Here is a 24516-nt window from a genome sequence, read left to right on the forward strand (position 1 = left end):
CACTCTGCGGGTTTACAGCAGTAGGCCGGACGTCAACCCACCCGATCGGGCAGGACGGCCCGAGCGAGTTCCGCCGCTCCGATCATGCCCGCCGCCTCCCCCAGCTGGGTAGGCCGGATGCGGGCGAGCGGCCGGTGCCCGGCCCCCGTCGTCAGCGCCGCGTAGTGCTCGCGGGCCTCGTCGATGAACAGCGGTGAGGAACTCGCGACCCCACCGGCGATCACGACGAGATCCGGGTCGTACACGTCCCCGATGAGCGCCAGGCCGACGCCGAGCCAACGGGCGAACTCCCGCATGGTCTCCAGTGCCAGTGGATCGCCGTCCTGTGCCGCGCCCGCGATCCGCCGGCCCGTCAGCGCACCGGGATCGACCGCCACCTCCCGCGCCAGGACGGTCGACGTCGCCGGATCCGCGGCCAGAAGTTCGATCGCGGTGTCGACGAGGGCCGTCCCGCTGCAGTACCGCTCCCAGCAGCCGTGTTTGCCGCACGCGCACGGGCGCCCGTCGGGGACCACCTGGATGTGGCCGAGTTCGGGTGCGACGCCGTGGCTGCCGCGGTACAGCCGGCCGTCCGCGAGGAGCGCCGCGCCGATACCCGTGCCGATCGCGAGCATCACCACGTTCCGGCCGCCTGCGGCCGCACCGAACCGGTGCTCGGCCCAGGCCGCCGCGTTCACGTCGTGCTCGAGGATCACCGGCAGACCGAGACGCTGCCCGAGGTCCCGGCCGACGGGTGCACCCACCCACGGCAGATGCGGCGCGAACCGCACCGTCGTGCGGTCGGGCGTGATGAACCCGGCGACCGCCAGCCCCACCGCGGCGACGTCGTGCCGCGCGGACAGCTCCCGGACCGCGCGGTCCAGGCCGTTCTCGAGTGCCTTCGCCGACGCCGGGGTCGGCGACTGGAGCGAATCGAGCACCTCACCGGCCGAGTCGACCACCGACGCACGGATGCTCGTTCCACCCACGTCGATGCCGATGGTCAGCGCCGCGCTGCCGCCACGTTCGCTGCCCGTGCCTGTGCTCATGGAGATGATTGTGCCCATGCCGGATCGCCGACGTGCACGAGTCCGGCGATCCGGTCCGCGCAGAGCACACTCAATGCTTGATGGTGACCGTGATCGGCTCGAACGCCGAGCCGCCGTCCGGTTCGGGCGTTCCACCGCCCGGGCCGGGTTCCGGAGTGTCGGGGCCGCCGGGGTCCGGGGTGTCGTGAACGGCATGCTCGTCGAGGACCTGCCGCAGCACCGCGATCAGCACGGACGCCTGGCCGGCGAGCAGGGTCACGAGATCGTGCTGCTCACCGCGGATCAGGGCCGCGAGTGCGCACACCGGGCACCACGTGCACCCCGACCACTGCCCGGTTCCGGGCACCCCACCCTCGGCGTCCGCCGGGGCGTGCGGCGCCGCCGCGCGCTGGAGAATCGGCTCGAGACGGTCCAGTGCGGTCTCGGCGAGCGCCCGCAGCTCGGCCACCAGCTGCGCGTGGTCGTCGTTCATACCGGCCACACCTGCGGGTCGGGCGTGAAGCGCACGACCAGATCGCTTCCGTCGAGTTCTGCGCCCGCGACGACGCACCGGCGCAGGACCGAGGCGAGGCGGACCCGGCGGCGCACCCCTTCAGCTCCCACGACCAAGTCGTCCTCCACTCGACCCAACGTGAGGGTCGACGGGTTCACGAGCGGAAGATACATCCGCATCGTGTACACAGAATCCACACCGGCCCCCGATTCCAGCCCCACCCGCACTGCAGGCGGGTTCTTCCCCAACACCGCAACCGCGTCCGTGTCGTCGGCATACAACTCCCGGGCGATTCCGCCGAGATCGGCCCACCCTACCGGCTCCGTCACCGACCGGGTCACCGAGAGGATCACCGTGGCGCCCGCGGAGGCGGTCAGCTCGGCGAGCACCCGCTGCTGCAGGGCTCGCCGCCTGATCAACCATGCCACACCGGGATCGTCGTGTCCTGCCGGCGAATCGAAGTGCGGCAGAAGGTTGTTCACGAGGATCGCATCGATGCGCAGGCCGGACAGCGCGGCCACCGCCACGGTGCGCCGGGTCTCCGTCAGCACCACCCGCTCCGGCGTCGTCACCAGTCGCACAGTGGTTTTCGCCCGGTTCGCGAGCATCTCCCGGACCTCGCCGACCGCGGCGACGACCTGTTCGATCAGCGTCACCAGCATGACGAGGCGCGGATCGGAACCCAGGAGCGCGACGATGCGGCGGTGCTGCGGCCACACCCGCTCGATGTACTCGAGGGCCATTGCAGGCGCGGCGAGCGTCCGCAGGCAGTCCGCGGTGGGCGGGCAGTCGACCACGACGGCGTCGTAGTCGCCCTCGGTGGCGAACCGGACGATCTCGCGCAGCCCGAGCACGTCCTGCACGCCGGGAAGCCCCGTCAGCTCCTCCGGTTCGAGCGCCGACAGCTGGGCACCGTGGTCGTGCGATCCGGCGGCGGCGAGAACCGCTGCCAGACTCCGGAATCTGTTCTCGAGCAACGTGAGGGTGTCGAGTTCGAGCACGTCGAGGGTGTCGGTGACGGACACGAGGTCCCGGGCGGCGGCGATCCCGATCACATCGGCGAGGGAGTGCGCCTGGTCGAGGGAGACGAGGAGAGTCCGGTTTCCCGCCTCTGCGGCCGCCTGCGCCGTCGCGGCCGCAAGCGTCGTCTTCCCGACGCCCCCCTTCCCTACGAAGAACTGGACCCGCGCAGGTCCGGCACGACCCTCGCTGCTCAGCCTTCCACCCGCTTCTTGAGTTCCTTGAGCGCGGTGTCGGTGATCGCCTTCTCCGCCTTGCGCTTGAACAGGCCGATCATCGGAATGGTGAGGTCGACGGTGAGCTCGTATGTGACGGTGGTGCCGCCGCCCGGCTCGTCCTCCAGAACGTACGAACCGAACTGCGACTTCTGGATCTCACCGGACTCGAGCTCCCAGCTGACCGATTTGCCGTCGGGAGCCCAGTCGTAGCGGAGTACGTACGTGTCCTTGACCATGCCCGCGTCGAGCACGAACCGCACCCGGTCGGCCCGGCCGCCCTGTCCGGGTTCCATGACCTCGACGGACTTCGCTGCGGCCACCCACGCCGGGTACGCGTCGAAATCGGCGATCACATCCATCACCCGGGCGGGCGGCGCCTCGATACTGATCGACCTCTTGGTCCTCTCGGGCATGGAGTGAACGCTTCCTTTCGCCTGGCCGACCCGCTCGTCGATCGCGGGGCCACGCCGTTACCGGTGTCGTATGTCTGTGTTGTGCCCGACTATCACACACGATCTCGGCGCCCTGACACAATGCCGACCCCGCCGCGCGGCCGGATCTGCCTCAGGACGGCGGTTCTCCCGCAGCGCGACCGGCCTCGAGTTCCTTCTTCACCTCGAAGGACATGACCTTTCCCTCGACGCGCCTGCGACGGTTCAGTGCGGCCAGATCGGGGGTGCCCTCGCTGCGGGCCGGTTCGGCGTGGAGGAAGTAGTGGACGATCGCCCCGTCCAGCACCGGCTCGAGCCACACTTCCATCGTTCCGGTGAGGGGTCCGGCCACCGTCCACCGGATGCCCTTCTCGGCCCGGTCCTCGCGGACGGCGAGAGTGAGATCGGGCCACCACCGGCGCCAGCGGGCCGGCGGGGCGATCGCCGCCGCGACCTGCTGTGGTGGGGCCGCGATGAACGTCTGGTCTGCGACCTGAATGCTGCTCACGGCGACTAGCTTCACATACCGCTGCCGGCGGTGGCCGCGGGGTTCCGCAGCACCTCGCCGGCAGGGCTCTGACCACGCTTCTTCGGCCTGGAAGCAGGCCGGGCGGGGGAAGGTCTAAAGTTGGGACGACAATCCTACTCGTCAGTATCTTCAGTGTCGGAGGTTTTCGTGCCCGAGTTCAGCGCGCCACAGTCGTTCACGATCGCGGAGGACGCGTCCGCGGTCGACTCGGTGTTCGCCCACGCCGTGGCCGACCCGACGCTGGTCGTGTACAAGCGCAAGATCGGCGGACGCTGGACCGACGTCACGGCCGCCGAGTTCGCGGCTCAGGTCACCGCGGTCGCCAAGGGTCTCATCGCCCTCGGCGTCCAGCAGGGCGACCGGGTGGCACTGATGTCGGCCACCCGGTACGAGTGGCCCCTCGTCGACTTCGCGATCTGGGCAGCGGGCGGCGTCACCGTCCCGATCTACGAGACGTCCTCCGCCGAGCAGGTCCGGTGGATCCTCGAGGACTCCGCCGCGATCGATCTCGTCGTCGAGAACGCGACGCACGCGGCAACCGTGAAGGCCGTCGCGGCCGAGGCGACCGCGCTCCGCGGCGTCTACCAGATCGAGGTGTCCGACGGCGGCCGTGGCGTCGTCGAGGAACTGACCGAACTGGGCGCCGACGTGCCCGACTCCGAAGTCCAGGCCCGCGTGGCCGCGCTGAAGTCGAGCGATCCGGCCACCCTCATCTACACCTCCGGCACCACCGGCAGGCCCAAGGGCTGCCAGCTCACGCATTCCAACCTCATCGCCGAGTCCAAGGGCATCCTCGATTCCAGTCTCGGCACCCTGCTGAAGACGCCCGGCGTCAGCACCCTGATGTTCCTGCCGATGGCGCACGTCCTGGCGCGCGCCGTCAGCATCGCGTCGTTCGACGCCGGCGCCGCACTCGGACACACCAGCGACATCCCGAACCTCGTCCCCACGTTCGGCGAATTCCGCCCCGACTTCATCCTGTCCGTGCCGCGTGTGTTCGAGAAGGTGTACAACAGCGCCCGCGCCAAGGCCCACGGCGAGGGCAAGGGCAAGATCTTCGACGCCGCCGCCGAGACGGCTATCGCCTGGAGCGAGGCTCAGGACAAGGGCAGGCCGGGGCTGGTGCTCAAGGCCAAGCACGCGCTGTTCGACAAGCTGGTGTTCTCGAAGCTGCGGGCGGCGCTCGGCGGCAAGTGCCAGCTGGCGATCTCCGGCGGCGCCCCGCTCGGCGCCCGCCTCGGCCACTTTTTCCGCGGCATCGGCATCACGATCTACGAGGGCTACGGCCTCACCGAGACGTCCGCGGCGTTCGCGGTCAACACGATCGGCGAGCAAAAGGTCGGCTCGGTCGGCAAGCCGTTGGCGGGCAATTCCGTTCGCATCGCCGACGACGGCGAGATCCTGCTGTCGGGGCCGGTCGTCTTCAGCGGCTACTGGCGCAACGAGAACGCGACCGCCGACGCGATCGAGAACGGCTGGTTCCACACCGGCGACCTCGGATCGGTCGACGCGGACGGGTACATCACCATCACCGGCCGCAAGAAGGAGATCATCGTCACAGCGGGCGGCAAGAACGTCTCCCCCGCCCAGCTCGAGGATCACCTGCGTGCGCACCCGCTGATCAGCCAGGCCATCGTCGTCGGAGACCAGCAGCCGTTCATCGGCGCGCTGATCACCATCGACGCCGACGCGCTGCCCGCGTGGAACGAGCGCAACAGCAAGCCCGCAGGCACGACGGTCGCGGATCTGCTCGCCGACGCCGACCTCACGGCCGAGATCGACGAGGCCGTCGCGGAGGCCAACAAGCTCGTGTCGCACGCGGAGGCCATCAAGAAGTTCCGGGTCCTGCCCGTCGACTTCACGGAGGAGACCGGCGAGCTCACGCCGACGATGAAGCTCAAGCGCAACGTGGTGCACGACAGCTTCGCCGACGACATCGCCGCCATCTACGCCAAGTAGTGCCCTCCGGGCTCGTGAGTACTTGTCAACCGCGGGCGGTTGACAAGTACTCACGAGCGGTCATGCAAGCAGTGCCTGGAGCTTGGCGGCGAGCACGTCCCATCGCCACTCCGCCCTGACCCATTCGCGGCCGGCCGCCCCCATCGCGGCCGCGCGGTCGCGGTCCGACAGGACCGAGATCACCGAACGCGCCACCTCGGCCACCGACGTGCCGTCCACGACCATGCCGGTTTCGTTCTGCCGCACCGTTTCCGGGGCGCCACCGGACTGTCCGGCGACGACCGGCACACCGGTGGCGGACGCCTCGAGGAAGACGATGCCGAGGCCCTCGACGTCGAGTCCCGCGCCCCTCGTGCGGCACGGCATCGCGAACACGTCGGCGATCGTGTGGTGCGCCGCCAGCTCGGCGGACGGCACCGTGCCCGTGAACACGACGTGGTCCTCCACCCCGACCGAGCGCGCGAGCGAGCGCAGGCGGTCCTCGTAGGGGCCGCCGCCGACGATCACGAGCACGGCGCCGTCGATGTGCTCGCGGATGCCCGGGAGCGCCTTGATGAGAATGTCCTGGCCCTTGCGGGGCACGAGACGGGACAGGCACAGGACCGTCGGCCGCTCCCCCAGCCCGTAGCGGGACCGCAGTTCGGCCCGCGCGCCGCTGTCCGGGGTGAACAGGTCGGTGTCGACTCCCGGCGGCAGGTGTTCGAGCGCGGCACTCGCGCCGAACGCGGACGCGAAGCGGCCCCTCGTGTACCGGCTGACATACGTGACGACGTCGGTCCGGTCGCCGATCCGTCCCAGGGCCTGTCGCGCGGCGGGGAGCATCGACCAGCCGACCTCGTGCCCGTGGGTACTCGCGACCACCCGTTCCGCCCCGGCGCGGCGCAGCGTCGAACTCAGCAACGCGAGCGGGGCGGCTGCGCCGAACCAGACGCCCGTGCAGTCGTGTTCGGCGAGCAACGTGGCGGCGCGGCGGGCGACGAACGGGGTGGGCACCATCAAGGTGGTGGGGTGCCGGACGACCTGAAACGGTTGCCGCGCATCGAACTTGATGTGCGAGTCGCCGCGCCAGCGCGGGGCGTAGACGACCAGGTCGTCGGCGGGCAGGTGCTTGGCGAAGGTGTGCAGGTACGACTGAATTCCGCCGGGTCGCGGCGGAAAATCGTTCGTCACCAACAGGGTTCGGCGCATGTGATCACCGTAGGCGGTGGACCGTGCGGCGACGGACGCAGGGTCACCCCAGGTGAGCACCCACCCAGTCGGTCCAGCGGTCGCGGAATTGACCGGCGTCGACGCCGAGGACGTCGGACAGCCGCCCGTCGACCGTTTCCGGATCGGCCTCTCCCACGGCCAGCGTCCGGTACAGCTCGGTCAGCCTCGATTCGCCGTACTGCTCCGCGACGAAGGCGTTGATCGACCACGCCGTCTCGTAGGCGACCGAACCGCGTTGTCCGTACCCGGAGAAGTCGGTGTCCTCGGGAAAGTCGGTCGGCGGACCCTCGGCACCCACCTGCGCGGTCAGTGCCGGCGCGATTTGCCGTTCGGCCTCGCCGGTCCCCCGGTAGGCCGCGTACTCCGCGTAGCCCTCCAGCACCCACATCGGCGAGCGGTCCACCGTCTCGGCGCGTGCCGCCACGTGGATCAGCTCGTGCCGCAGGATCGCCCGCCGGGTGATCTCGGTCAGCCGGTCCGCCGACGCGGGGCTGAACACGATTCGCTGTCCGGTGACCGTGGCGGCGTCAGGGTCGACGGCGTCCGAGATGGCGACGGCGGCGATGTCGCGTCCGTCGTGATTCGGCCCGACGAGAGCCGTGAACTCGTCCTGCGATCCCGCGACCCACACGAGCGCGCGGCCCGCCCAGTTCGAACCCCACAGCTGGGTGGCGTTGACGACGGCGGCGGGGAGTTCGTCCGCCAGCCGGTCGACCATGGTGGCGTTCTCGGGATGTCCGAGCACCACCGACGTCCGCCCGTCACCGGTTTCGACGCGGCGCGACACGACGGGTCCGAAATCCCACGGTCCGCGCCAGGTCCGCCGCTCGCCGTCCACGGTGGCGCTGTCGCTGACGAGTGCCCAGCGGTCGCCGCGCCGGGCGACGACGAGAGCCACCGGTTTGCGGGTGGGACTCTCGTCCGCGATCGCGTAGCGGAGTTGCACGGCGGGGGCCCACACCTCGTCGGCCCCGATCGCGTCGACGAGACTCGACGGCACCGCCGTCTCGGCTCCCTCGGCGATCTCGTAGCCCCAGTCCGAGAATTCCACCCCGGCAACGTTGCCCGCCCGCCGCGTCTCGGCGGCCAGGAATCCCGGTGCCGCCGCCCGATCCATCAGACCGGACAACCGGGCCGCGTCGTTCGTCCGCACGGCCGACGCCCAGGTGTCGAGGAGCGTCTGGACGGCTGCCGCACGCGCCTCGGCGTCGGCCTGCACGGTGCCGACGGCTCCGTCGGCTGCTCGCTCGGTCCGGGAGAACCCGGTCAGTGCGAGTACGACGACGACGGCGAGAACGAGTCCGGCCAGTGCGGCCAGCTCCCACGGGCGCGCCTGACGGCGCGAGGTCGGATCCGTTGCGGGAGACGGGTCTGAAGCGGGCACGCCGGTGAGTGTATGAGCACGCCCGGGCGCCGCCGTCGGACGGTCGCCGTCAGTAGCGGCGCGCCCCGTAGAAGGGGAACTTCGCCATCGACTCGATCTTCACCGGAACACCGAACGTCGAGGCGTGGAGAATGTTGCCGTTTCCGGCATAGAGGCCGACGTGGGACGCGTCGTTGTAGAAGAGGACGACGTCGCCGGGCTGCAGGGCGTCGCGGGACACCGGGGTGCCGCCGCTGGCCTGCGCCTGACTGGACCTCGGCAGCGTCTTGCCGATCTGCTTGTACGCCCACACGACGAGTCCCGAGCAGTCGAATTCGTCCGGACCGGTGGCGCCCCACACGTACGGGTCGCCGATGCGGGTCATGCCTGCCTGCAGCGCGCTCGTGCCCGAACCGGGGGTGAGGTGCGCGAGGATCGTGTTCGGGTCGAAGCCGGGCGGGAAGGGCGTCCCCGCCAGCTGGTCGCGTTCGGCGCCGGTGAGATCTCCGAATGCCTTGATCACGTCGGCGATCTGCGCCTGCAGGTCGCTCTGTTTGCGTTGCAGGTCGTCGCTCACGGCTTTGGCCTGCTCGGTCGCGGACCGCGCGGCATCAGCGGACTTCTTCGACGCCTCGGCCGCCTCGGTGGCTTCCGACGTGGCCGATTGGAATTGCGCGACCTGATTGCGGGTGTCGTTGGAGATGGCGTCCAGAGCGGACATCTGGTCCAGGAGTTGCTGCGGCGAATCGCTCACCATCACGGCGAAGAGGCGATTGGTCCGTGCGCCCTGGTAGTTGGCGGTGGCGAGCTTGTTCACCACGGGCTGGAAGACGGCGACGCGCGCGTTGGCGGCGTCGAGCACACCCTGGTCGGCCGCAAGCTTGGCGTCGGCGTCGCGTTGCGCCGACTGTTTGGCCTCGAGATCGATCTGCGCGTTGTGGAGTGCTTCCGACGTCTGCTCGGACTGCCGGGACAGGTCACCGAGCTTCGTCAGCGCTTCGGTCGGGTTGGTGGTGACCGGGTCTGCACCCGCCTGGATCGCGGGCAGCGACACGAGCGCCACCGACAGCACGCCGGCTGTCAGCACGCTGCCCAGGGAGCGCTTCATCTTGTGTGAGGCCACGGAAATGCAGTTCTCCGATCGTCGATCTCCACCAGCCGGGTCGGGTGTCCGATGCGCGGCTCAGGGATTTCCGCGGCCGAGGCGACCGTGGAGTGCCGAAGAGGTGGTGACCCGCGTTGCCGCCCGGTTGGCGCGACAAGACTTCGCAAGGTCTCGGATAGGTTACGGAATGGCATACGTTTGTGTCCACCCATGTCACGAACGGGTGGCGGGGACCACCGGCGAGTGGACGACTCGCTGTCTGCCTGGGGCGCAACGACATCGAGGGTGGGTTCGAATCGTGATTCGAACCCACCCTCGGTGGTCGTGCGAGATCCTACGAAGCTACCCCGTGCATCCCCGCCCTCGACTCGGTGGATGCCTCGCCTCGTGTGTGGATCAGTAGCGGCGTGCGCCGTCGAAAGGCATGGACGCGATGGGCGCCAACTTGACGGGCTGACCCTCGGTGGAGGCGTGAATCACGTTGCCGTTGCCGGCGTAGATGCCCGAGTGCGATCCGCCGTAGAAGGAGACCACGTCGCCGGGGCGGAGATCGGACTGCGACACGGGAGTGCCTGCCGCTGCCTGCGCGTAGCTGGTGCGCGGCAGATTCAGTCCGGCCTGCTTGAACGCCCACTGCACCAGGCCGGAGCAGTCGAACGAGTTGGGGCCGGCGGCGCCGTAGACGTACGGCGAGCCGAGCTTGGTCTGAGCAGCCTGAACGGCCTTGTCACCTGCGGTGCTGGCCGGCGCCGGGGGCGCGGGGAGGTTCGGGACACCGGGGATCTGCGGGATGACGACACCCGGGATCTCGAAAGTTCCGACTCCGGGGATGGTGACGGGATCTGCGGCCGCGGGGGCCGCGGTAGCGGTGAGCGCTCCGACTGCGAGCGCGCCGGCGACGACTGCCCGTCGCACATTCCGCTTGGAAACTTGTGACGCCACGAAAGGGGTACTCCGTTTCTTCCATTCATCCGCCGACCGAGTTAGCTGACGGGTTCGGGCTGGGAAGATCAGCCCTACCCACCGGTGCGTGAGGACGTCCCGGCGGGATTCACCCCAGTAGAAACTTGGGTTCCCGGTACGACCGCTCTCGCGAGTGGCCGATTAGGCGGTGACTAGCGATGCTGCCCCGGTGTTGGGGCTGCGAGACTCCGCTAGGTCTCAGGAAGGTTACGAAATGGAATACCCCGATGTCGACCGGAACACGCGGAAAGTGTCCGTTTGGGCCGATTCCGGCTTTGCGGGCGCGCGATACCCACATTCGGTAACGACTGGATAACAAGCGGTTTGTTTCCGATCTCTTTCCGACAGCGGGAGTGGGCATTTCGCGGACCCTCACGACTCCCCGATTCCTCCCCACGCCGTGTTCCTGCTGTTCAACGGGGTGCCGCGGACCGAACCCGCGGCACGCGCCGGACCCGCCGCAACCGACCGCCGCACCATGCGAATCCCTCGTTCGCGGCCCCGCGGCCGCCCCTCGCACCGCCCGCGACCGCCGCCCGAGACGGGCAGTGTGATCCTCGTCTCTCCGGGCTCTCCGGGCGGTTCTGTCGGTGCCCGTCCATACGCTCCGATCCGTGAGTGTCCCCGGTGTACCCGAACAGCTGAGATTCGACGAGCTCGACACCCCACTGCGGGACACCACGTTCGTGGTGGTCGATCTCGAGACCACCGGTGCACGGCCGGGTGAGGACGCCATCACCGAGATCGGCGCCGTGAAGATCCGCGGAGGCGAGGTGATCGCCGAAATGGCCACTCTCGTCGACCCGGGACGGTCCATCCCGCCGCACATCGTGGAGATCACCGGCATCACCACCGCCATGGTGATCGACGCCCCGCGGATCGAGCGAGTGCTGCCGGCGTTCCTGGAGTTCGCACGCGGGGCCGTGCTCGTCGCGCACAACGCCCCGTTCGACACGGGCTTCCTCAAAGCCGCGGCGTCCGCCACCGACACCCCCTGGCCCAAGTTCACCGTGCTCTGCACCGTCAAACTGGCCAGGCGCGTCCTCAGCCGCGACGAAGCGCCGTCCGTCAAGCTGTCGTCGCTGGCCCGGCTGTTCGACGTCGGGACCACTCCGACCCACCGGGCACTCGACGACGCCCGTGCCACCGTCGACGTCCTGCACGCCCTGATCGCGAGGGTCGGCAATCAGGGGGTGCACAGTCTCACCGAACTCGTCGACTACCTGCCCGACGTCTCCTCACACCAGCGGGCGAAACGCTCACTCGCAAGCCATCTCCCCCACGCTCCCGGCGTCTACCTGTTCCGCGGACCGTCCGACGAGGTCCTCTACGTCGGCACGGCGACCGATCTGCGCCGGCGGGTGCGCAACTACTTCACCGGCTCCGAGACGCGTGGACGGATGAAGGAGATGGTGGCCCTGACCACCCGGATCGACCACGTCGAGTGCGCGCATGCGCTCGAGGCCGGTGTGCGCGAGCTCCGGCTGCTCGCCGCGCACACGCCGCCGTACAACCGGAGGTCCAAGTACCCGAAACGCGGCTGGTGGATCACGCTCACCGCGGAGGCATTCCCCCGGCTGTCGGTGGTGCGTACCCCGGCCGCCGACTCGCTCGGTCCGTTCCGGTCCCGCTCGACCGCAGTCGACGTCGCCGACGTCCTCGCCGAGTACTGCATTCTCCGGACGTGCACGAGCCGCATCCCGAAGGGAAGGGAGCACGGTCCGCAGTGCCCGCCCCGCGAGCTCGGACGCTGCCCGGCGTCCGTCCACGACCGCATGACGGAGGACGCCTACCGTCCCGGGCCGGAACTCTTCCGGCAGTTCCTGCGCGGCCTGGACGACGCCCCGCTGCACCGCATGCGCGCACGGGTGGAGGAGCTGGCCGCCGGCGAGTTGTTCGAGAACGCCGCACGCCTGCGTGATCGCACCGCGGAGGTCGTCCTCGCGTTGCGCAGAATGCAGCGCCTGGCCGCCCTCACCGCCCTCGATCAGCTCGTGGCCGCTCGCCCGGCCGTCACCGGCGGCTGGGAGTTCGCGGTGATCCGTTCCGGGCGACTCGCGTCCGCGGGCTGCGCCCGGCGCGGAATCCATCCGATGCCGGTGGTCGATGCGCTCGTTCTCACCGCCGAAACCGTCGTTCCCGACGCAACTCCGCTTCGCGGCGCGTCCCCCGAGGAGGCCGGGCTGCTGGCGCGCTGGCTCGACCAGGAGGACACCCGCATCGTCAGCGCCTCCGCGGGCTGGTGCGAGCCCGCACGGGGCGCCGGATCCTGGTCCGAGTGGTGCGCACTCGCGCGAGCGGGCAGCGCGTCGACACGGGACGCCGAGACCCGACCACCCGCGCCGAGTTCCGCCGACCACCGCTTAGGCTGGCGATCATGATCAACGCCATCGTCCTGATCCACGCCGAAGCCCACCGCATCCCGGAGACCGCTCAGGCGGTCGCCGACATCGAGGGCGTCGACAAGGTCTATTCCTGCGCAGGCGACGTCGACCTGATCGCGATCGTGCGGGTCCGGGACCACGCGAAGATCGCGGAGGTCGTCACCGAGGGAATCAACAAGGTGGACGGCGTCTCCCGGACGGCGACGCACATCGCGTTCCAGTCCTACTCCAGCGCCGACGTCGAAGCGGGCTTCTCGATCGGCGAATAGTTCCGCCGGCTATTTGCTGGCGGAAAGGCCCGACGTGAGTTCGGCCCACCGCGCGAGCAGCGTCGCGGCCGCTCCACTGTCGATCGACTGTGCCGCCGTCGAGAGTCCGTCCGACAACGCGTCTTCGAGCGTGCGGCCGCCGAGTCCCCGGTACGCCGCGATCGCCGCCGCGGCGTTGAGGAGGACAGCGTCGCGGACGGGTCCGGTCTCACCGGCGAGGAGTCGCCGCGCCACCGCCGCGTTCACCTCGGCATCGCCGCCGCGCAGTTCGTCGAGCGACACCCGCGCGATCCCGATGTCCCGGGGATCGAGCTGACGGGTGGTCACCGCCCCGTCCGCCACGATGTACACGGTCGACGTCGTCGACGTCGTCAACTCGTCCAGGCCGTCGTCACCCCGCACCACGAGCGCCGAGTTGCCGCGCTGCGCGAGCACACCGGCCACCACCGAGATCAGGCCCGGGAACGCGCAGCCGATGAGGCCGGCCCGCGGACGCGCCGGATTAGTGAGCGGTCCGAGCACGTTGAAGACGGTCGGGATGCCGATCTCCTTGCGCGGCGCGCCGGCGAAGCGCAGGGCGGGATGGAACACCGGCGCGAAGCAGAAACCGATGCCGACCTCCCGGACGCAGCGGGCCACCTCGTCGGGACCGAGATTGATCTTCACCCCGAGCGCCTCGAGAACGTCCGCCCCGCCGCTCTTGGAGGACGCCGCCCGGTTTCCGTGTTTGACGACGCGAATGCCGGACGCCGCGACCACGAGTGACGCCATCGTGGAGATGTTCACGGTGTTGGATCGGTCACCTCCGGTTCCGACGATGTCGACGACGTCGTCGTCGACGGGGACCTTGCGCGCGTGCCCGAGCATCGAGTCCGCCAGTCCGCGCAACTCCTCCGGTGTCTCGCCCTTCATCTTCAGGGCGACACCGAACGCCGCGATCTGCGCGGACGTGGCGTTGTCGGACATGATCTCGTCCATCGCCCACTTCGCCTCGTCCACCGAGAGGTCACGTCCGTCGGTGAGCGTGCCGAGGACCGACGGCCACGTGCGTGCCGGCCGCACACCGTCGTTCGTCCCCTGAGCAGTCGGGCTCTGCATCGTCGTGTCCCCTTGTACTAGTGGCGGATCCGGTCCTGGAAGCCTAGTCACCGGACGGATCGGACTCGCGCGCCGGTTGCGTCGCGTCCCAGCCGTCGACCGAGCCACCGAGTCGCTGCGCCAGCCCGGCCATTCTCGACCGTTCCTGAGAACAGTGCAGCGCGTCGAGGATCTGGACTCGCTGCAGCACGAGTCCGACCGTCGCACCGTCCTCGCCGGGGGATGCCGGCCCGTGCGGATTCTGCGGTCGGTAGCCGTCTTGGGCGGCGATCGACACGGCGTCGGCCACCGACGACGCGGGCAGCCGCAGATGGTGCCGCAGCACCGCTTCCGCGTCGGCGTCCCACCGCGGTTTCTCGGCGGCGGCGCGGTCGAGAGCGGTCGAGCACGCCTCCACGTCGTCGAAGCTCGAGGCGACGACCACGAGGTCGTGCCGATCCTGATCGAGAGGGGCCGGTTGCCGACTGCCGAACAGCCTCCGCAGCCACCCCGTACTGTTGTCACGAGAGCGCATGGCTCCACCCTTTCACGGTCCGCCACCAGGGCTGTCAGCAGGGAGAATCGGACAAGCGGGGCGCATCGACGCGCCGAGGGTGGACCCGGGTAGTCGTCTCTTACGACGAAGCGTCATACTTCTGTCTGTGACGAGCGCAGTAGGGACTTCAGGATCAGCAATCACCCAACGCGTGCACTCGCTGAACCGACCTAACATGGTCAGCGTTGGCACCATCGTGTGGTTGTCAAGTGAGCTCATGTTCTTCGCAGGGCTCTTCGCCATGTATTTCGTGGCGCGAGCGCAGGCGAATGGGAACTGGCCGCCGGAGCCGACCGAGCTGAATCTGTTCCTCGCCGTACCGGTGACGCTGGTGCTGATCGCCTCGTCGTTCACCTGCCAGATGGGTGTGTTCGCGGCCGAGCGCGGCGACGTCTTCGGCCTCCGCCGGTGGTACCTCCTGACCCTGGCGATGGGCACGTTCTTCGTCCTCGGACAGGCCTACGAGTACATCCACCTCGTCGAGCACGGCACCTCGATCTCCAGCAGCGTGTACGGCTCGGTGTTCTACATGACCACCGGCTTCCACGGCATGCACGTGATCGGCGGCCTCATCGCGTTCGTCTTCCTGATCGCCCGCACCAAGGTCAGCAAGTTCACGCCCGCCCAGGCCACCGCCGCCATCGTCGTCTCGTACTACTGGCACTTCGTCGACATCGTGTGGATCGGTCTGTTCGCCACGATCTATTTCATCCGTTGATCAGCTGAACGCCCCAGGCAGCCCCCTGACGTCCAGTCCGTCCCGACATACCAAAGGGATACAGATGAGTTCATCCCCCCCTCCCGCATCCGATACCACAGCGTCTGCCGCGAAGGCACGCCGCCAGCGGAAGCTCCGCAGGCGCGTCACGGGCGCCCTGGTCCTGATGATGGGACTGGTCAGCGCCGGTTTCCTCGCGTCCGCGTTGACGCCGACCCCGCAGGTGGCCACCGCCACCGACGATCAGGCAGCACTGATCCGCGAGGGCAAGCAGTTGTACGACACCTCGTGCATCACGTGCCACGGCGCGAACCTGCAGGGTGTGCAGGACCGCGGCCCGAGCCTGATCGGTGTCGGCGAGGCCGCCGTCTACTTCCAGGTGTCGTCGGGACGCATGCCTGCCTCGCGTAACGAAGCCCAGGTCGAGCGCAAGCCCGTCAAGTTCGACGCCGAGCAGACGGACGCCATCGGCGCGTACGTCCAGGCCAACGGCGGCGGCCCCACGGTCATTCGTGACGAGAACGGCGAGGTCGCCCAGTCTTCGCTGCGCGGTGGCGACATCGGACGCGGCAGCGAACTGTTCCGCCTCAACTGCGCGTCCTGCCACAACTTCACCGGACGCGGCGGTGCACTCTCGTCCGGTAAGTACGCGCCGGTCCTCGACCCGGCCAGCGAGCAGCAGATCTACACCGCGATGGTCACCGGCCCGCAGAACATGCCCAAGTTCTCGGACCGTCAGCTGACCCTCGAGGAGAAGAAGGACATCATCGCCTACATCAAGTCGTCAGGCGAGACGAAGCAGCCCGGCGGCTACGGACTCGGCGGCATCGGTCCCGCCTCCGAGGGCTTGGCCATGTGGGTCATCGGAATCATCGCTGTCGTCGGTGCAGCACTGTGGATCGGAGCAAGGTCATGAGCGACGCTGGCCAGCCGGGCGGCGCCACGCCAAAGAAGTACACGGATGCAGAACTCGAGAACCTGAGCCGCGACGAACTGGTCGAGCTCGGAACCAACCTCGACCATGTCGACGTCGCGTTCCGCCGCAACCGCTGGGCGGTTCCGGGGACGAAGGCCGAGAAGCGCGCCGAGCGGTCGGTCGCCTTCTGGTTCGCCCTCTCCGGCATCTCCGCGATCGCGTTCATCGCGATCTACCTCTTCTGGCCCTGGGAGTACGCAGGCGCCGGCGAGGAGCACTACTCGGCCTACAGCCTGTACACGCCCCTGATCGGCCTCACCATGGGTCTGGCCATCCTCGGCCTCGGTGTCGGTGCGGTGCAGTTCACCAAGAAGTTCATCCCCGAAGAGGTGTCCATCCAGGACCGCCACGACGGTGGATCGTCCGAGGTCGACCGCAAGACGATCGTCGCGGAACTCGGCGACTCGTTCGACACGTCGACACTGGGACGCCGCAAGCTCCTCAAGCGCACCCTCATCTTCGGCGGCGGTGCCCTCGGCATCATGTCCGTCATGCCCCTCGGTGGTCTGATCAAGAACCCGTGGGCCAAGCGCGACGACTCCCCGCTGTGGGTGTCGGGATGGACCCCCCGCTACGAGGGTGAAACCATCTACCTGCGCCGCGACACCGGTCGCCCCGAGGACGTCGTCCTCGTTCGCCCGGAAGACCTGGACGCCGGCGCCATGGAAACGGTGTTCCCGTTCCGTGAGTCCGATCGCGGCGACCACGACGCGCTGCTCGAGGCGCTGCGCGGCATCCGTAACGCAACCATGCTCATCCGCCTCCGCACGGAGGACGCGGCATGGGTCACCAAGCGCAAGGGCCAGGAGAGCTTCAACTACGGCGACTACTTCGCCTTCTCGAAGATCTGCACCCACCTCGGCTGCCCCACCTCCCTGTACGAACAGCAGACCAACCGAATCCTCTGCCCGTGCCACCAGTCGCAGTTCGATGCGCTGACCTACGGAAAGCCGATTTTCGGTCCGGCCGCTCGTGCACTTCCGCAGTTGCCTATTACAGTGAACGAAGAGGGTTTCCTAGTCACAACGGGTGACTACATCGAAGCTCTCGGCCCGGCATTTTGGGAGCGTCGACCGTGACCGACAACAAACCGTCCAAACTGAGCGCGATGGCCACCGGCCAGGCCGAAGCGATGGACTCGCGCTACCACCTCGCAGCGGGAATGCGGCGGCAGATCAACAAGGTCTTCCCCACCCACTGGTCGTTCCTGCTCGGCGAGATCGCGCTGTACAGCTTCGTCATCCTGCTGATCTCCGGTGTCTACCTGACCCTGTTCTTCGATCCGTCGATGGCGCACGTCGTCTACAACGGTGCGTACGAGCCCCTGCGCGGCGTCACGATGTCCCGCGCGTACGAGACCACGCTGAACATCTCGTTCGAGGTCCGTGGCGGCCTGTTCGTCCGTCAGATCCACCACTGGGCCGCGCTGATGTTCGCGGCGTCGATCGTCGTGCACCTGATGCGCATCTTCTTCACCGGCGCCTTCCGGCGTCCGCGTGAGGCCAACTGGGTCATCGGCTGCCTGCTGCTGATCCTGGCGATGTTCGAGGGATTCTTCGGCTACACCATCCCCGACGACCTGCTGTCCGGCACGGGCCTGCGCGCCGCGTTCTCCGGCATCACGCTGAGCATCCCGATCGCAGGCACCTGGATGCACTGGCTGATCTTCGGCGGCGACTTCCCCGGCGACCTGATCATCCCGCGCCTGTACGTCGCGCACGTCCTGCTGTTCCCGGGCATCATCCTCGCCTTGATCGCCGGTCACCTCGCGCTCGTCTGGTACCAGAAGCACACGCAGTTCCCCGGCCCCGGCCGCACGGAGAACAACGTCGTGGGTGTGCGCATCCTCCCGGTGTTCGCCGTCAAGTCGGGTGCGTTCTTCGCGATCACGTTCGGTGTTCTGGCCGTGATGGGTGGCGTGCTGCAGATCAACCCGGTCTGGACCATCGGCCCCTACAACCCGTCGCAGGTGTCGGCCGGTTCGCAGCCCGACATCTACATGATGTGGACGGACGGCCTGGCCCGTCTGTGGCCGGCATGGGACATCTACCTGTTCGACCGCTACACCATTCCGTCGGTGTTCGCTGTCGCGTTGATCATGGGTCTGGTGTTCACGGTGCTGATCGCCTACCCGTGGATCGAGAAGCGCCTGACGAAGGACGACGCTCACCACAACCTGCTGCAGCGTCCGCGTGACGTTCCGGTGCGTACCGCGATCGGTGCGATGGCGATTGCGTTCTACGCCGTCCTGACGATCTCCTGCATCAACGACATCATCGCGTACCACCTGAGCATCTCGCTGAACGCGATGACGTGGATCGGCCGCATCGGCATGGTGCTGCTGCCTCCGATCGCCTTCTGGGTGGCCTACCGGTTCTGCCTGGGTCTCCAGCGCAGCGACCGTGAGGTCCTCGAGCACGGCATCGAGACCGGCATCATCAAGCGGATGCCGAACGGTCAGTACATCGAGATCCACCAGCCGCTCGGCCCGGTCGACGACCACGGTCATCCGATCCCGCTCGAGTACCAGGGTGCGACCGTCCCGAAGAAGATGAACAAGCTCGGTTCCGCCGGCAAGCCCGGTTCCGGCAGCCTCGTCACGGCCGACCCGGTCGAGGAGAGCCTGGCTCTCGAGCACGCCCTGCACCACGGCGAGCACGAGCAGCTCACGATGCTGCGGGAGTACCAGGACCGCGCCCACGGCAACGGTTCGTCGACTTCCGGCAACGGATCGTCCGGCAACGGCGAGGCCCACTAGCCTCACCTCCGCAACCGAGCAGAGCCCCGAACCACTTCCGGTTCGGGGCTCTGCTCGTCTGTGGGCGTGCCCGCTCCCCTCCCCCGCGGCTGTGCGCGGAACACGAGCGCGACCGCCCCGAGTCCCAGAAGTAGACCGAGCGCGGTGAGGATTCCGAACGGCTCGCCGAACATCACGGTCCCCCAGATCGCCGTCACCGGTGCCATCAGGAACATCAGAGCATTGACCCGGGTGACCCCGCTCCGACGCAGCACGAGCCAGTACAGGCCGTAGCCGCCGAACGTGGACAGGCCGATCAACCAGGCCACCGACCACCAGAACGATGCCGTCGGCGGTGGCGACACCTGTCCGGCGCACGCGGCGAGGGCGGTGAAGAGCACGGCACTGGTCGCGCAGTGCACGGTCATGGACACGACGGGGTCGGTGTCGGTCGGTGAGCGACTCTCCAGGAAGGTCGCGGCCACCAGCGACAGCATCCCGGCGAACGGCACGAGATACGCCCACCACGACACACCGGACCCAGAGGTGGCGTCGCCTGCGGTGACGATCACGACCCCCGCCAGTCCCAGCAGCAACCCCCACCACTGCCGGGGCGCGACGTACTGCCCCAGCAGCGGGCCGGCCAGTACGGCGACGACCAGGGGCTGGGTGCCGTCGATCAGCGCGGTGGTACCGGTCGAGACGCCGAGCCCGATCGCCTGGTAGACGGTCAGCAGATATCCGGTCTGCGACAGCGCGCCGACCGTCACCTGACGACCGAACGCACGGGACCCGAGTCCACGCCACCGTGCGCGGTCGAACAGCGCGGCCGCCAGGGCGAGTGCCACGGCGAGTGGCAGGAACCGCCAGGTCAGAACCGTCAGAGGGGACGCGTCCCCGGCGCCGAGTTTTGCCCCGATGAAGCCGGAGCTCCAGCACACGACGAACAGCACGGCGAGAAACGCATTCACAACTGACCACCACCCAAGTAAACAGATCGGTATACCTCTTCAACCTATACCGATCTGTATACTTTTGTCATGGATTCTGTGCCGTCACCGCGACGCGTCGCACTGACCCCGGGAGCGAGGCGAGCGCTGGACGCGGCCGGCCGCCTCTTCTACGAGCGGGGAATTCACGCGGTCGGCGTGGATCTCATCGCCGCCGAGGCCGGCGTCACGAAGAAGACGCTCTACGACCGTTTCGGATCGAAGGAACAGATCGTGGTCGAGTACCTCGCCGACCGGGACGAGCGGTGGCGGGCATTCCTCGCAGTCCACCTCGACACCGTCGGCGACTCCCCCGAGCGGCGCCTGACGGCGATCTTCGACGCGTCCGGGGAGTGGACCGCGGAGAACAGCGCGAAAGGGTGCAGCATGGTCAACGCGCACGCTGAGATCAGCGACCCGTCACATCCGGCGTACGCGGTCATCATCGGCCAGAAACGGTGGATGCTCGACCTGTTCACGGGGGTGTGCCGGGACGCGTCGGTGCGCGATCCGGAGACACTCGCGCGCACCATCATGCTGCTCCACGAAGGTGCCCTGGTCTCGCACGGATTGCACGTGTTTCCGGAGGCGGTACGACTCGCGTCCGATCAGGCGGCGGCACTCCTCGCCGCCGCGGCGGACCCGGCCGGCTAGGGCCGACGACAAAGCGGAGGCGCCGAACCCCGGTGGGATTCGGCGCCTCCGCTGTCCGACTGTGGGTGGAACTAGTGCTTCTCGGGCCCGACGTAGTACTCGAAGACGAGGCCTGCAGCGGCCGCGAGCACGGCAATCACGGCGACCACAATCATCCACGGCTGGAAGAACGCCATCGCTACTGCGACGAAAGCAGCAGAGGCGGCGAGCAGGATCGGCCAGTAACTACCGGGGCTGAAGAAGCCCAGGTCGCCTGCGCCATCGGCGATCTCCGCGTCCTCGTAGTCCTCGGGACGGGTGTCGAGGCGACGGGCGACGAACCGGAAGTACGTTCCGATGATCAGCGTCAGTCCCGCCGACAGGCAGATGCCCGTCAGACCCGCCCACTCGATACCGGTTCGTGAAACGGCGGTGAAGACGCCGTAGACGATCGCGACGAGAATGAAGAATACCGTCAGGATCTCGAAGAGCTTGGCTTCGATCTTCATATCAGCACTTGTCCTTGGTCAGTGAGGTATCAGCAGCAGGTTCAGTTACCTTCGACACCGCTCGCCTGCTTGTAGCCGCGATCGGTGGTGAAGGGAGACGTCGACGTCGCAACCGGGGACTCGCCGATGGCCTGCAGAGCCTCCGCCGTGGTCAGATCCCGGCCGCCCTCGCTCGCCGGCTTACGCAGCTCGATGTACTGCGCGAACTTGTCGGGGCTCACGGCGCGAACCTCGAAGTTCATCATCGCGTGGAACGTGCCGCACATCTCGGCGCAGCGCCCGACGAAGGCACCTTCCTTCTCGATCTCACTGATCTGGAAGACGTTGTCGGAGTGGTTCTCCTTCGGGTTCGGGTTCACGTCGCGCTTGAACAGGAACTCCGGCACCCAGAAGGCGTGGATGACATCGGCCGAGGCCAGTTCGAACTGGATCCGCTTGCCGGTCGGCAGGACGAGGATCGGGATCTCGTTGCTCGAGCCGATCGTCTCGATCTTGTCGTAGTGCAGGTAGGACAGGTCCTGCGGGGTCTTGCCGTGGATTGGCCCGGGCTGAGCGTGCTCGCCCTCGGCCTCCGCCTCGGATGCCGGTGCGGACTCGACCGCAGCCTGCGCTTCCTGATCGACGCCGTCGTACTTGCCGCCACCCTCACCGAGGTCGATGGAGCGGTAGCCGAACTTCCAGTTCCACTGGTACGCAGTGACATCCACCACCACGTTGGGGTTGTCCTCCTTCTCGAGGACATGGTTCTGCACGATCACCGTGAAGTAGAACAGCACGGCGATGATGACGAACGGAACCGCGGTGTACGCCAGCTCGAGCGGCACGTTGTATGCCGTCTGCCGCGGGAACTCGGGTGAGTCCTTCTTCTTACGGTGGAAGATCACCGCCCAGAAGGTGAGTCCCCACACCAGCACACCCATGACGAGGGCGGCGATGACCGACCAGGTCCACAGTTCACGCATGCGGTGCGCCTGCGGGGTTACGCCCGAAGGCCACCCGAAACGAAGCACCTCGTTGTCGATTGAACAACCCGACAGCAGCAAGGCAGCAATGCCCAAAGATACTGCCAACCCTGCCCGCCGAAGGATCCGACCTTGCGCCACGTTCACGCCTTCCTGATCGCCGCAAATTCCACTAGGGCACACCCGATGGGAAGGCCCAATTACTACGCAGCGTAGACCAAAGGTGGCGGCTCTCCATCCTCGGGTCGGGCGACGACGTGTCGCTGCCGACGCCGCGGCGGTGCCGCTGTTCGCGCCGGGCACCGTCACCGGCGGCCCGAACCGGACGCTCCGGCAATCTGCGGCATACTTTCCGGCAGAGATCCCTGACCACTCCACCTCGTGGAGCCTTCCAAGATTCTGAATTGAGGTACCGGACGCTGTGTGCGGACTGCTCGGGCTACTGACCTCTGGAGAAACCAGCGACAACGCCGTCTCACAGGTCGACCAGGCGATGCACTGCCTGCGGCACCGTGGGCCGGACGAGCACGGGACCTGGCACGACGACCACCTGGTCTTCGGGTTCAATCGGCTGTCGATCATCGACATCGAACACTCCCACCAGCCCCTGCGGTGGGGTCCGGTGGAGAATCCGGAACGCTACGCGCTGACGTTCAACGGCGAGATCTACAACTACCTCGAGGTTCGTGCCGAACTCGCCGAGCAGTTCGGTGCGCAGTTCGTCACAGAGGGCGACAGCGAGGCCATCGTCGCAGCGTTCCACTACTGGGGCGAGGACGCGGTCCGCCGCCTGCGCGGCATGTTCGCGTTCGCGATCTGGGACACGGAGACGCGGGAATTGTTCCTCGCGCGCGATCCGTTCGGCATCAAACCGCTCTTCCTGGCGACGGGCGTCGGCGGCACCGCGTTCGGTAGCGAGAAGAAGAGCCTGCTGGAACTGGCGAGCCTGATCGGCATCGGCACCGAACTCGATCCGCGGGCCGTCGAGCACTACACCGTCCTTCAGTACGTGCCGGAGCCGGAAACCCTCCACAGGCAGATCCGCCGGCTCGAGTCCGGCTGCTTCGCGCGTGTGCGGCCGGGCGAAGAACCCGTGATCACCCGCTATTTCGCGCCCACGTTCCCGGTGCGTCCGTTCGCCGCGGGCACCGAGCAGGCCCGGTACCGCGAGATCGCGGAGGCGCTCGAGGATTCGGTCGCCAAGCACATGCGCGCCGACGTCACGGTCGGTTCCTTCCTGTCGGGTGGCATCGACTCGACGGCCATCGCGGCGCTCGCGATGCGTCACAACCCGAACCTGATCACGTTCACCACCGGTTTCGAACGCGAAGGCTATTCCGAGGTCGACGTCGCAGCCGAATCCGCAGAAGCGATCGGCGCGCGTCACGTGGTGAAGGTGGTGAGCCCGTCCGAGTTCGCCGCCGCCATCCCCGAGATCGTGTGGTACCTCGACGACCCGGTCGCCGATCCCGCGCTGGTGCCGTTGTGGTTCGTGGCCAAGGAAGCGCGCAAGCACGTCAAGGTCGTCCTGTCCGGTGAGGGCGCCGACGAGCTGTTCGGCGGCTACACCATCTACCGCGAGCCGATTTCGCTGAAGCCGTTCGAGTACCTGCCCAAGGGACTGCGGCGGGCCGCCGGGAAGCTGTCCGAGCGCATCCCCGAGGGTACCCGCGGAAAGAGCCTGCTCAACCGCGGTTCACTGACCCTGGAAGAGCGGTACTACGGCAACGCGCGCAGCTTCAACGACGCACAGTTGCGCGCCGTCCTGCGCGACTTCCGGCCGGAGTGGACGCACCGCGACGTCACCGACCCGATCTACGCGCAGTCGCAGGGGTGGGATCCGGTGGCCCGGATGCAGCACCTGGACCTGTTCACGTGGTTGCGCGGCGACATCCTCGTCAAGGCCGACAAGATGACGATGGCCAACTCGCTCGAACTTCGGGTGCCGTTCCTCGATCCCGAGGTCTTCAAGGTGGCGTCGCAGGTGCCGCTGGATCAGAAGATCACCAAGAGCACCACCAAGTACGCGCTGCGTCAGGCGCTGGAAGGCATCGTGCCCGGGCACGTGCTCCATCGGGCGAAGCTGGGCTTCCCGGTGCCGCTGCGGCACTGGCTGCGCGGCACCGAACTGTTCGACTGGGCACACGAGCAGATCGCGGCGTCGGGCACCGATCACCTGCTCGACAAGGCGGCGATCGCGAAGATGCTGAACGACCACCGGGACGGCGTGTCCGACCACAGCCGTCGCCTGTGGACCGTGCTGATCTTCATGGTCTGGCACGGCATCTTCGTGGAGAACCGCATCGTTCCGGAGATCGCCGAGCCGGCGTACCCGGTCTCGCTGTAGGCGCTTCGCGCCCGTGCGCCTTCTTGGTAGTTGGCGCTACC

General features: G+C 68.0%; 23 protein-coding genes and 1 riboswitch. Of the genes, 9 read left to right on the forward strand and 14 right to left on the reverse strand.

The window, feature by feature from the left end; all coding sequences use genetic code 11:
- Window positions 1-32: 32 nt before the first annotated feature.
- From HGB39_RS23160 to HGB39_RS23180, 5 genes are all read right to left on the reverse strand, one after another.
- On the reverse strand, window positions 33-1046 hold the full coding sequence (locus HGB39_RS23160) for an ROK family protein (protein ID WP_005573209.1): 1014 nt from the start codon (window positions 1044-1046) through the stop codon (window positions 33-35).
- Window positions 1047-1098: 52 nt separating this feature from the next.
- Window positions 1099-1500, reverse strand: coding sequence for a hypothetical protein (locus HGB39_RS23165; RefSeq protein ID WP_005260157.1), 402 nt, complete (start codon window positions 1498-1500; stop codon window positions 1099-1101).
- On the reverse strand, window positions 1497-2738 hold the full coding sequence (locus HGB39_RS23170) for an ArsA family ATPase (RefSeq protein ID WP_080606193.1): 1242 nt from the start codon (window positions 2736-2738) through the stop codon (window positions 1497-1499). Before HGB39_RS23170 ends, HGB39_RS23165 begins: the two co-directional genes overlap by 4 nt.
- Entirely contained in the window at window positions 2735-3172 is a 438-nt protein-coding gene (locus tag HGB39_RS23175; protein ID WP_005247694.1) for an SRPBCC family protein, read from the reverse strand. Before HGB39_RS23175 ends, HGB39_RS23170 begins: the two co-directional genes overlap by 4 nt.
- A 151-nt stretch (window positions 3173-3323) precedes the next feature.
- Window positions 3324-3698, reverse strand: a complete 375-nt coding sequence (locus HGB39_RS23180; protein WP_005260151.1) for a hypothetical protein — start codon at window positions 3696-3698, stop codon at window positions 3324-3326.
- 168 nt (window positions 3699-3866) lie between these two features.
- Here HGB39_RS23180 and HGB39_RS23185 point away from each other — a divergent pair, with 168 nt between their 5' ends.
- Window positions 3867-5678: an AMP-dependent synthetase/ligase gene (locus HGB39_RS23185; protein ID WP_005573207.1), complete on the forward strand. Its 1812-nt coding sequence runs from the start codon at window positions 3867-3869 to the stop codon at window positions 5676-5678.
- Between the two features lie 60 nt (window positions 5679-5738).
- Here the strand turns inward: HGB39_RS23185 and HGB39_RS23190 are convergent, their stop codons facing one another.
- The 4 genes from HGB39_RS23190 to HGB39_RS23205 form a co-directional block, all read right to left on the reverse strand.
- The gene (locus HGB39_RS23190; RefSeq protein WP_005573205.1) at window positions 5739-6866 is read right to left on the reverse strand and encodes a glycosyltransferase family 4 protein; all 1128 of its coding nucleotides are present in this window, start codon (window positions 6864-6866) and stop codon (window positions 5739-5741) included.
- 43 nt (window positions 6867-6909) lie between these two features.
- Window positions 6910-8271 (reverse strand): peptidase MA family metallohydrolase, encoded by a 1362-nt coding sequence (locus HGB39_RS23195; protein WP_005573202.1) that lies wholly within the window; start codon window positions 8269-8271, stop codon window positions 6910-6912.
- 49 nt (window positions 8272-8320) lie between these two features.
- Window positions 8321-9373 (reverse strand): C40 family peptidase, encoded by a 1053-nt coding sequence (locus tag HGB39_RS23200; RefSeq protein WP_005260128.1) that lies wholly within the window; start codon window positions 9371-9373, stop codon window positions 8321-8323.
- A gap of 378 nt (window positions 9374-9751) precedes the next feature.
- Complete coding sequence (locus HGB39_RS23205; protein ID WP_029537328.1) at window positions 9752-10297, reverse strand: NlpC/P60 family protein; 546 nt, start codon at window positions 10295-10297, stop codon at window positions 9752-9754.
- Between the two features lie 14 nt (window positions 10298-10311).
- A riboswitch (cyclic di-AMP (ydaO/yuaA leader) is annotated at window positions 10312-10476 on the reverse strand.
- Window positions 10477-10932: 456 nt separating this feature from the next.
- On the opposite strand from HGB39_RS23205, the gene HGB39_RS23210 reads away from it, so the two are divergent.
- Entirely contained in the window at window positions 10933-12699 is a 1767-nt protein-coding gene (locus HGB39_RS23210) for a DEDD exonuclease domain-containing protein (protein WP_054247637.1), read from the forward strand.
- Complete coding sequence (locus tag HGB39_RS23215) at window positions 12696-12971, forward strand: Lrp/AsnC family transcriptional regulator (protein WP_005247708.1); 276 nt, start codon at window positions 12696-12698, stop codon at window positions 12969-12971. Before HGB39_RS23210 ends, HGB39_RS23215 begins: the two co-directional genes overlap by 4 nt.
- A gap of 9 nt (window positions 12972-12980) precedes the next feature.
- On the opposite strand, the gene trpD is transcribed toward HGB39_RS23215, so the two are convergent.
- On the reverse strand, window positions 12981-14069 hold the full coding sequence (gene trpD, locus HGB39_RS23220) for an anthranilate phosphoribosyltransferase (protein WP_043793439.1): 1089 nt from the start codon (window positions 14067-14069) through the stop codon (window positions 12981-12983).
- Between the two features lie 43 nt (window positions 14070-14112).
- Complete coding sequence (locus HGB39_RS23225) at window positions 14113-14583, reverse strand: hypothetical protein (RefSeq protein WP_005573196.1); 471 nt, start codon at window positions 14581-14583, stop codon at window positions 14113-14115.
- A gap of 127 nt (window positions 14584-14710) precedes the next feature.
- Between HGB39_RS23225 and ctaE the strand changes: the two genes are divergently transcribed.
- The 4 genes from ctaE (at window position 14711) to qcrB (ending at window position 19056) form a co-directional block, all read left to right on the forward strand.
- Window positions 14711-15322: an aa3-type cytochrome oxidase subunit III gene (ctaE, locus tag HGB39_RS23230; RefSeq protein WP_005260123.1), complete on the forward strand. Its 612-nt coding sequence runs from the start codon at window positions 14711-14713 to the stop codon at window positions 15320-15322.
- 64 nt (window positions 15323-15386) lie between these two features.
- Window positions 15387-16238, forward strand: a complete 852-nt coding sequence (gene qcrC / locus HGB39_RS23235) for a cytochrome bc1 complex diheme cytochrome c subunit (RefSeq protein ID WP_005247712.1) — start codon at window positions 15387-15389, stop codon at window positions 16236-16238.
- A complete protein-coding gene (gene qcrA / locus HGB39_RS23240; protein ID WP_005573193.1) occupies window positions 16235-17377 on the forward strand; it encodes a cytochrome bc1 complex Rieske iron-sulfur subunit in 1143 nt (380 codons plus the stop codon). Before qcrC ends, qcrA begins: the two co-directional genes overlap by 4 nt.
- Window positions 17378-17406: 29 nt before the next feature.
- Window positions 17407-19056 carry a cytochrome bc1 complex cytochrome b subunit gene (qcrB, locus tag HGB39_RS23245; RefSeq protein ID WP_052024082.1) on the forward strand — a complete coding sequence of 550 codons (1650 nt, stop codon included), beginning with the start codon at window positions 17407-17409 and terminating at the stop codon, window positions 19054-19056.
- Window positions 19057-19058: 2 nt separating this feature from the next.
- Here qcrB and HGB39_RS23250 read toward each other — a convergent pair whose 3' ends face one another.
- Complete coding sequence (locus tag HGB39_RS23250; protein ID WP_005573191.1) at window positions 19059-20006, reverse strand: DMT family transporter; 948 nt, start codon at window positions 20004-20006, stop codon at window positions 19059-19061.
- Between the two features lie 69 nt (window positions 20007-20075).
- Between HGB39_RS23250 and HGB39_RS23255 the strand changes: the two genes are divergently transcribed.
- Window positions 20076-20678, forward strand: coding sequence for a TetR/AcrR family transcriptional regulator (locus HGB39_RS23255; protein WP_005573190.1), 603 nt, complete (start codon window positions 20076-20078; stop codon window positions 20676-20678).
- A 71-nt stretch (window positions 20679-20749) separates the two neighbouring features.
- On the opposite strand, the gene HGB39_RS23260 is transcribed toward HGB39_RS23255, so the two are convergent.
- Window positions 20750-21166: a cytochrome c oxidase subunit 4 gene (locus HGB39_RS23260; protein ID WP_005573189.1), complete on the reverse strand. Its 417-nt coding sequence runs from the start codon at window positions 21164-21166 to the stop codon at window positions 20750-20752.
- Between the two features lie 41 nt (window positions 21167-21207).
- Window positions 21208-22275, reverse strand: a complete 1068-nt coding sequence (ctaC, locus tag HGB39_RS23265) for an aa3-type cytochrome oxidase subunit II (protein ID WP_016880030.1) — start codon at window positions 22273-22275, stop codon at window positions 21208-21210.
- Window positions 22276-22549: 274 nt separating this feature from the next.
- On the opposite strand from ctaC, the gene asnB reads away from it, so the two are divergent.
- Window positions 22550-24475, forward strand: a complete 1926-nt coding sequence (asnB, locus tag HGB39_RS23270) for an asparagine synthase (glutamine-hydrolyzing) (RefSeq protein ID WP_005573188.1) — start codon at window positions 22550-22552, stop codon at window positions 24473-24475.
- Window positions 24476-24516 lie beyond the last annotated feature (41 nt).

This window comes from Rhodococcus opacus (assembly GCF_012396235.1).
Classification (GTDB): domain Bacteria; phylum Actinomycetota; class Actinomycetes; order Mycobacteriales; family Mycobacteriaceae; genus Rhodococcus_F; species Rhodococcus_F opacus.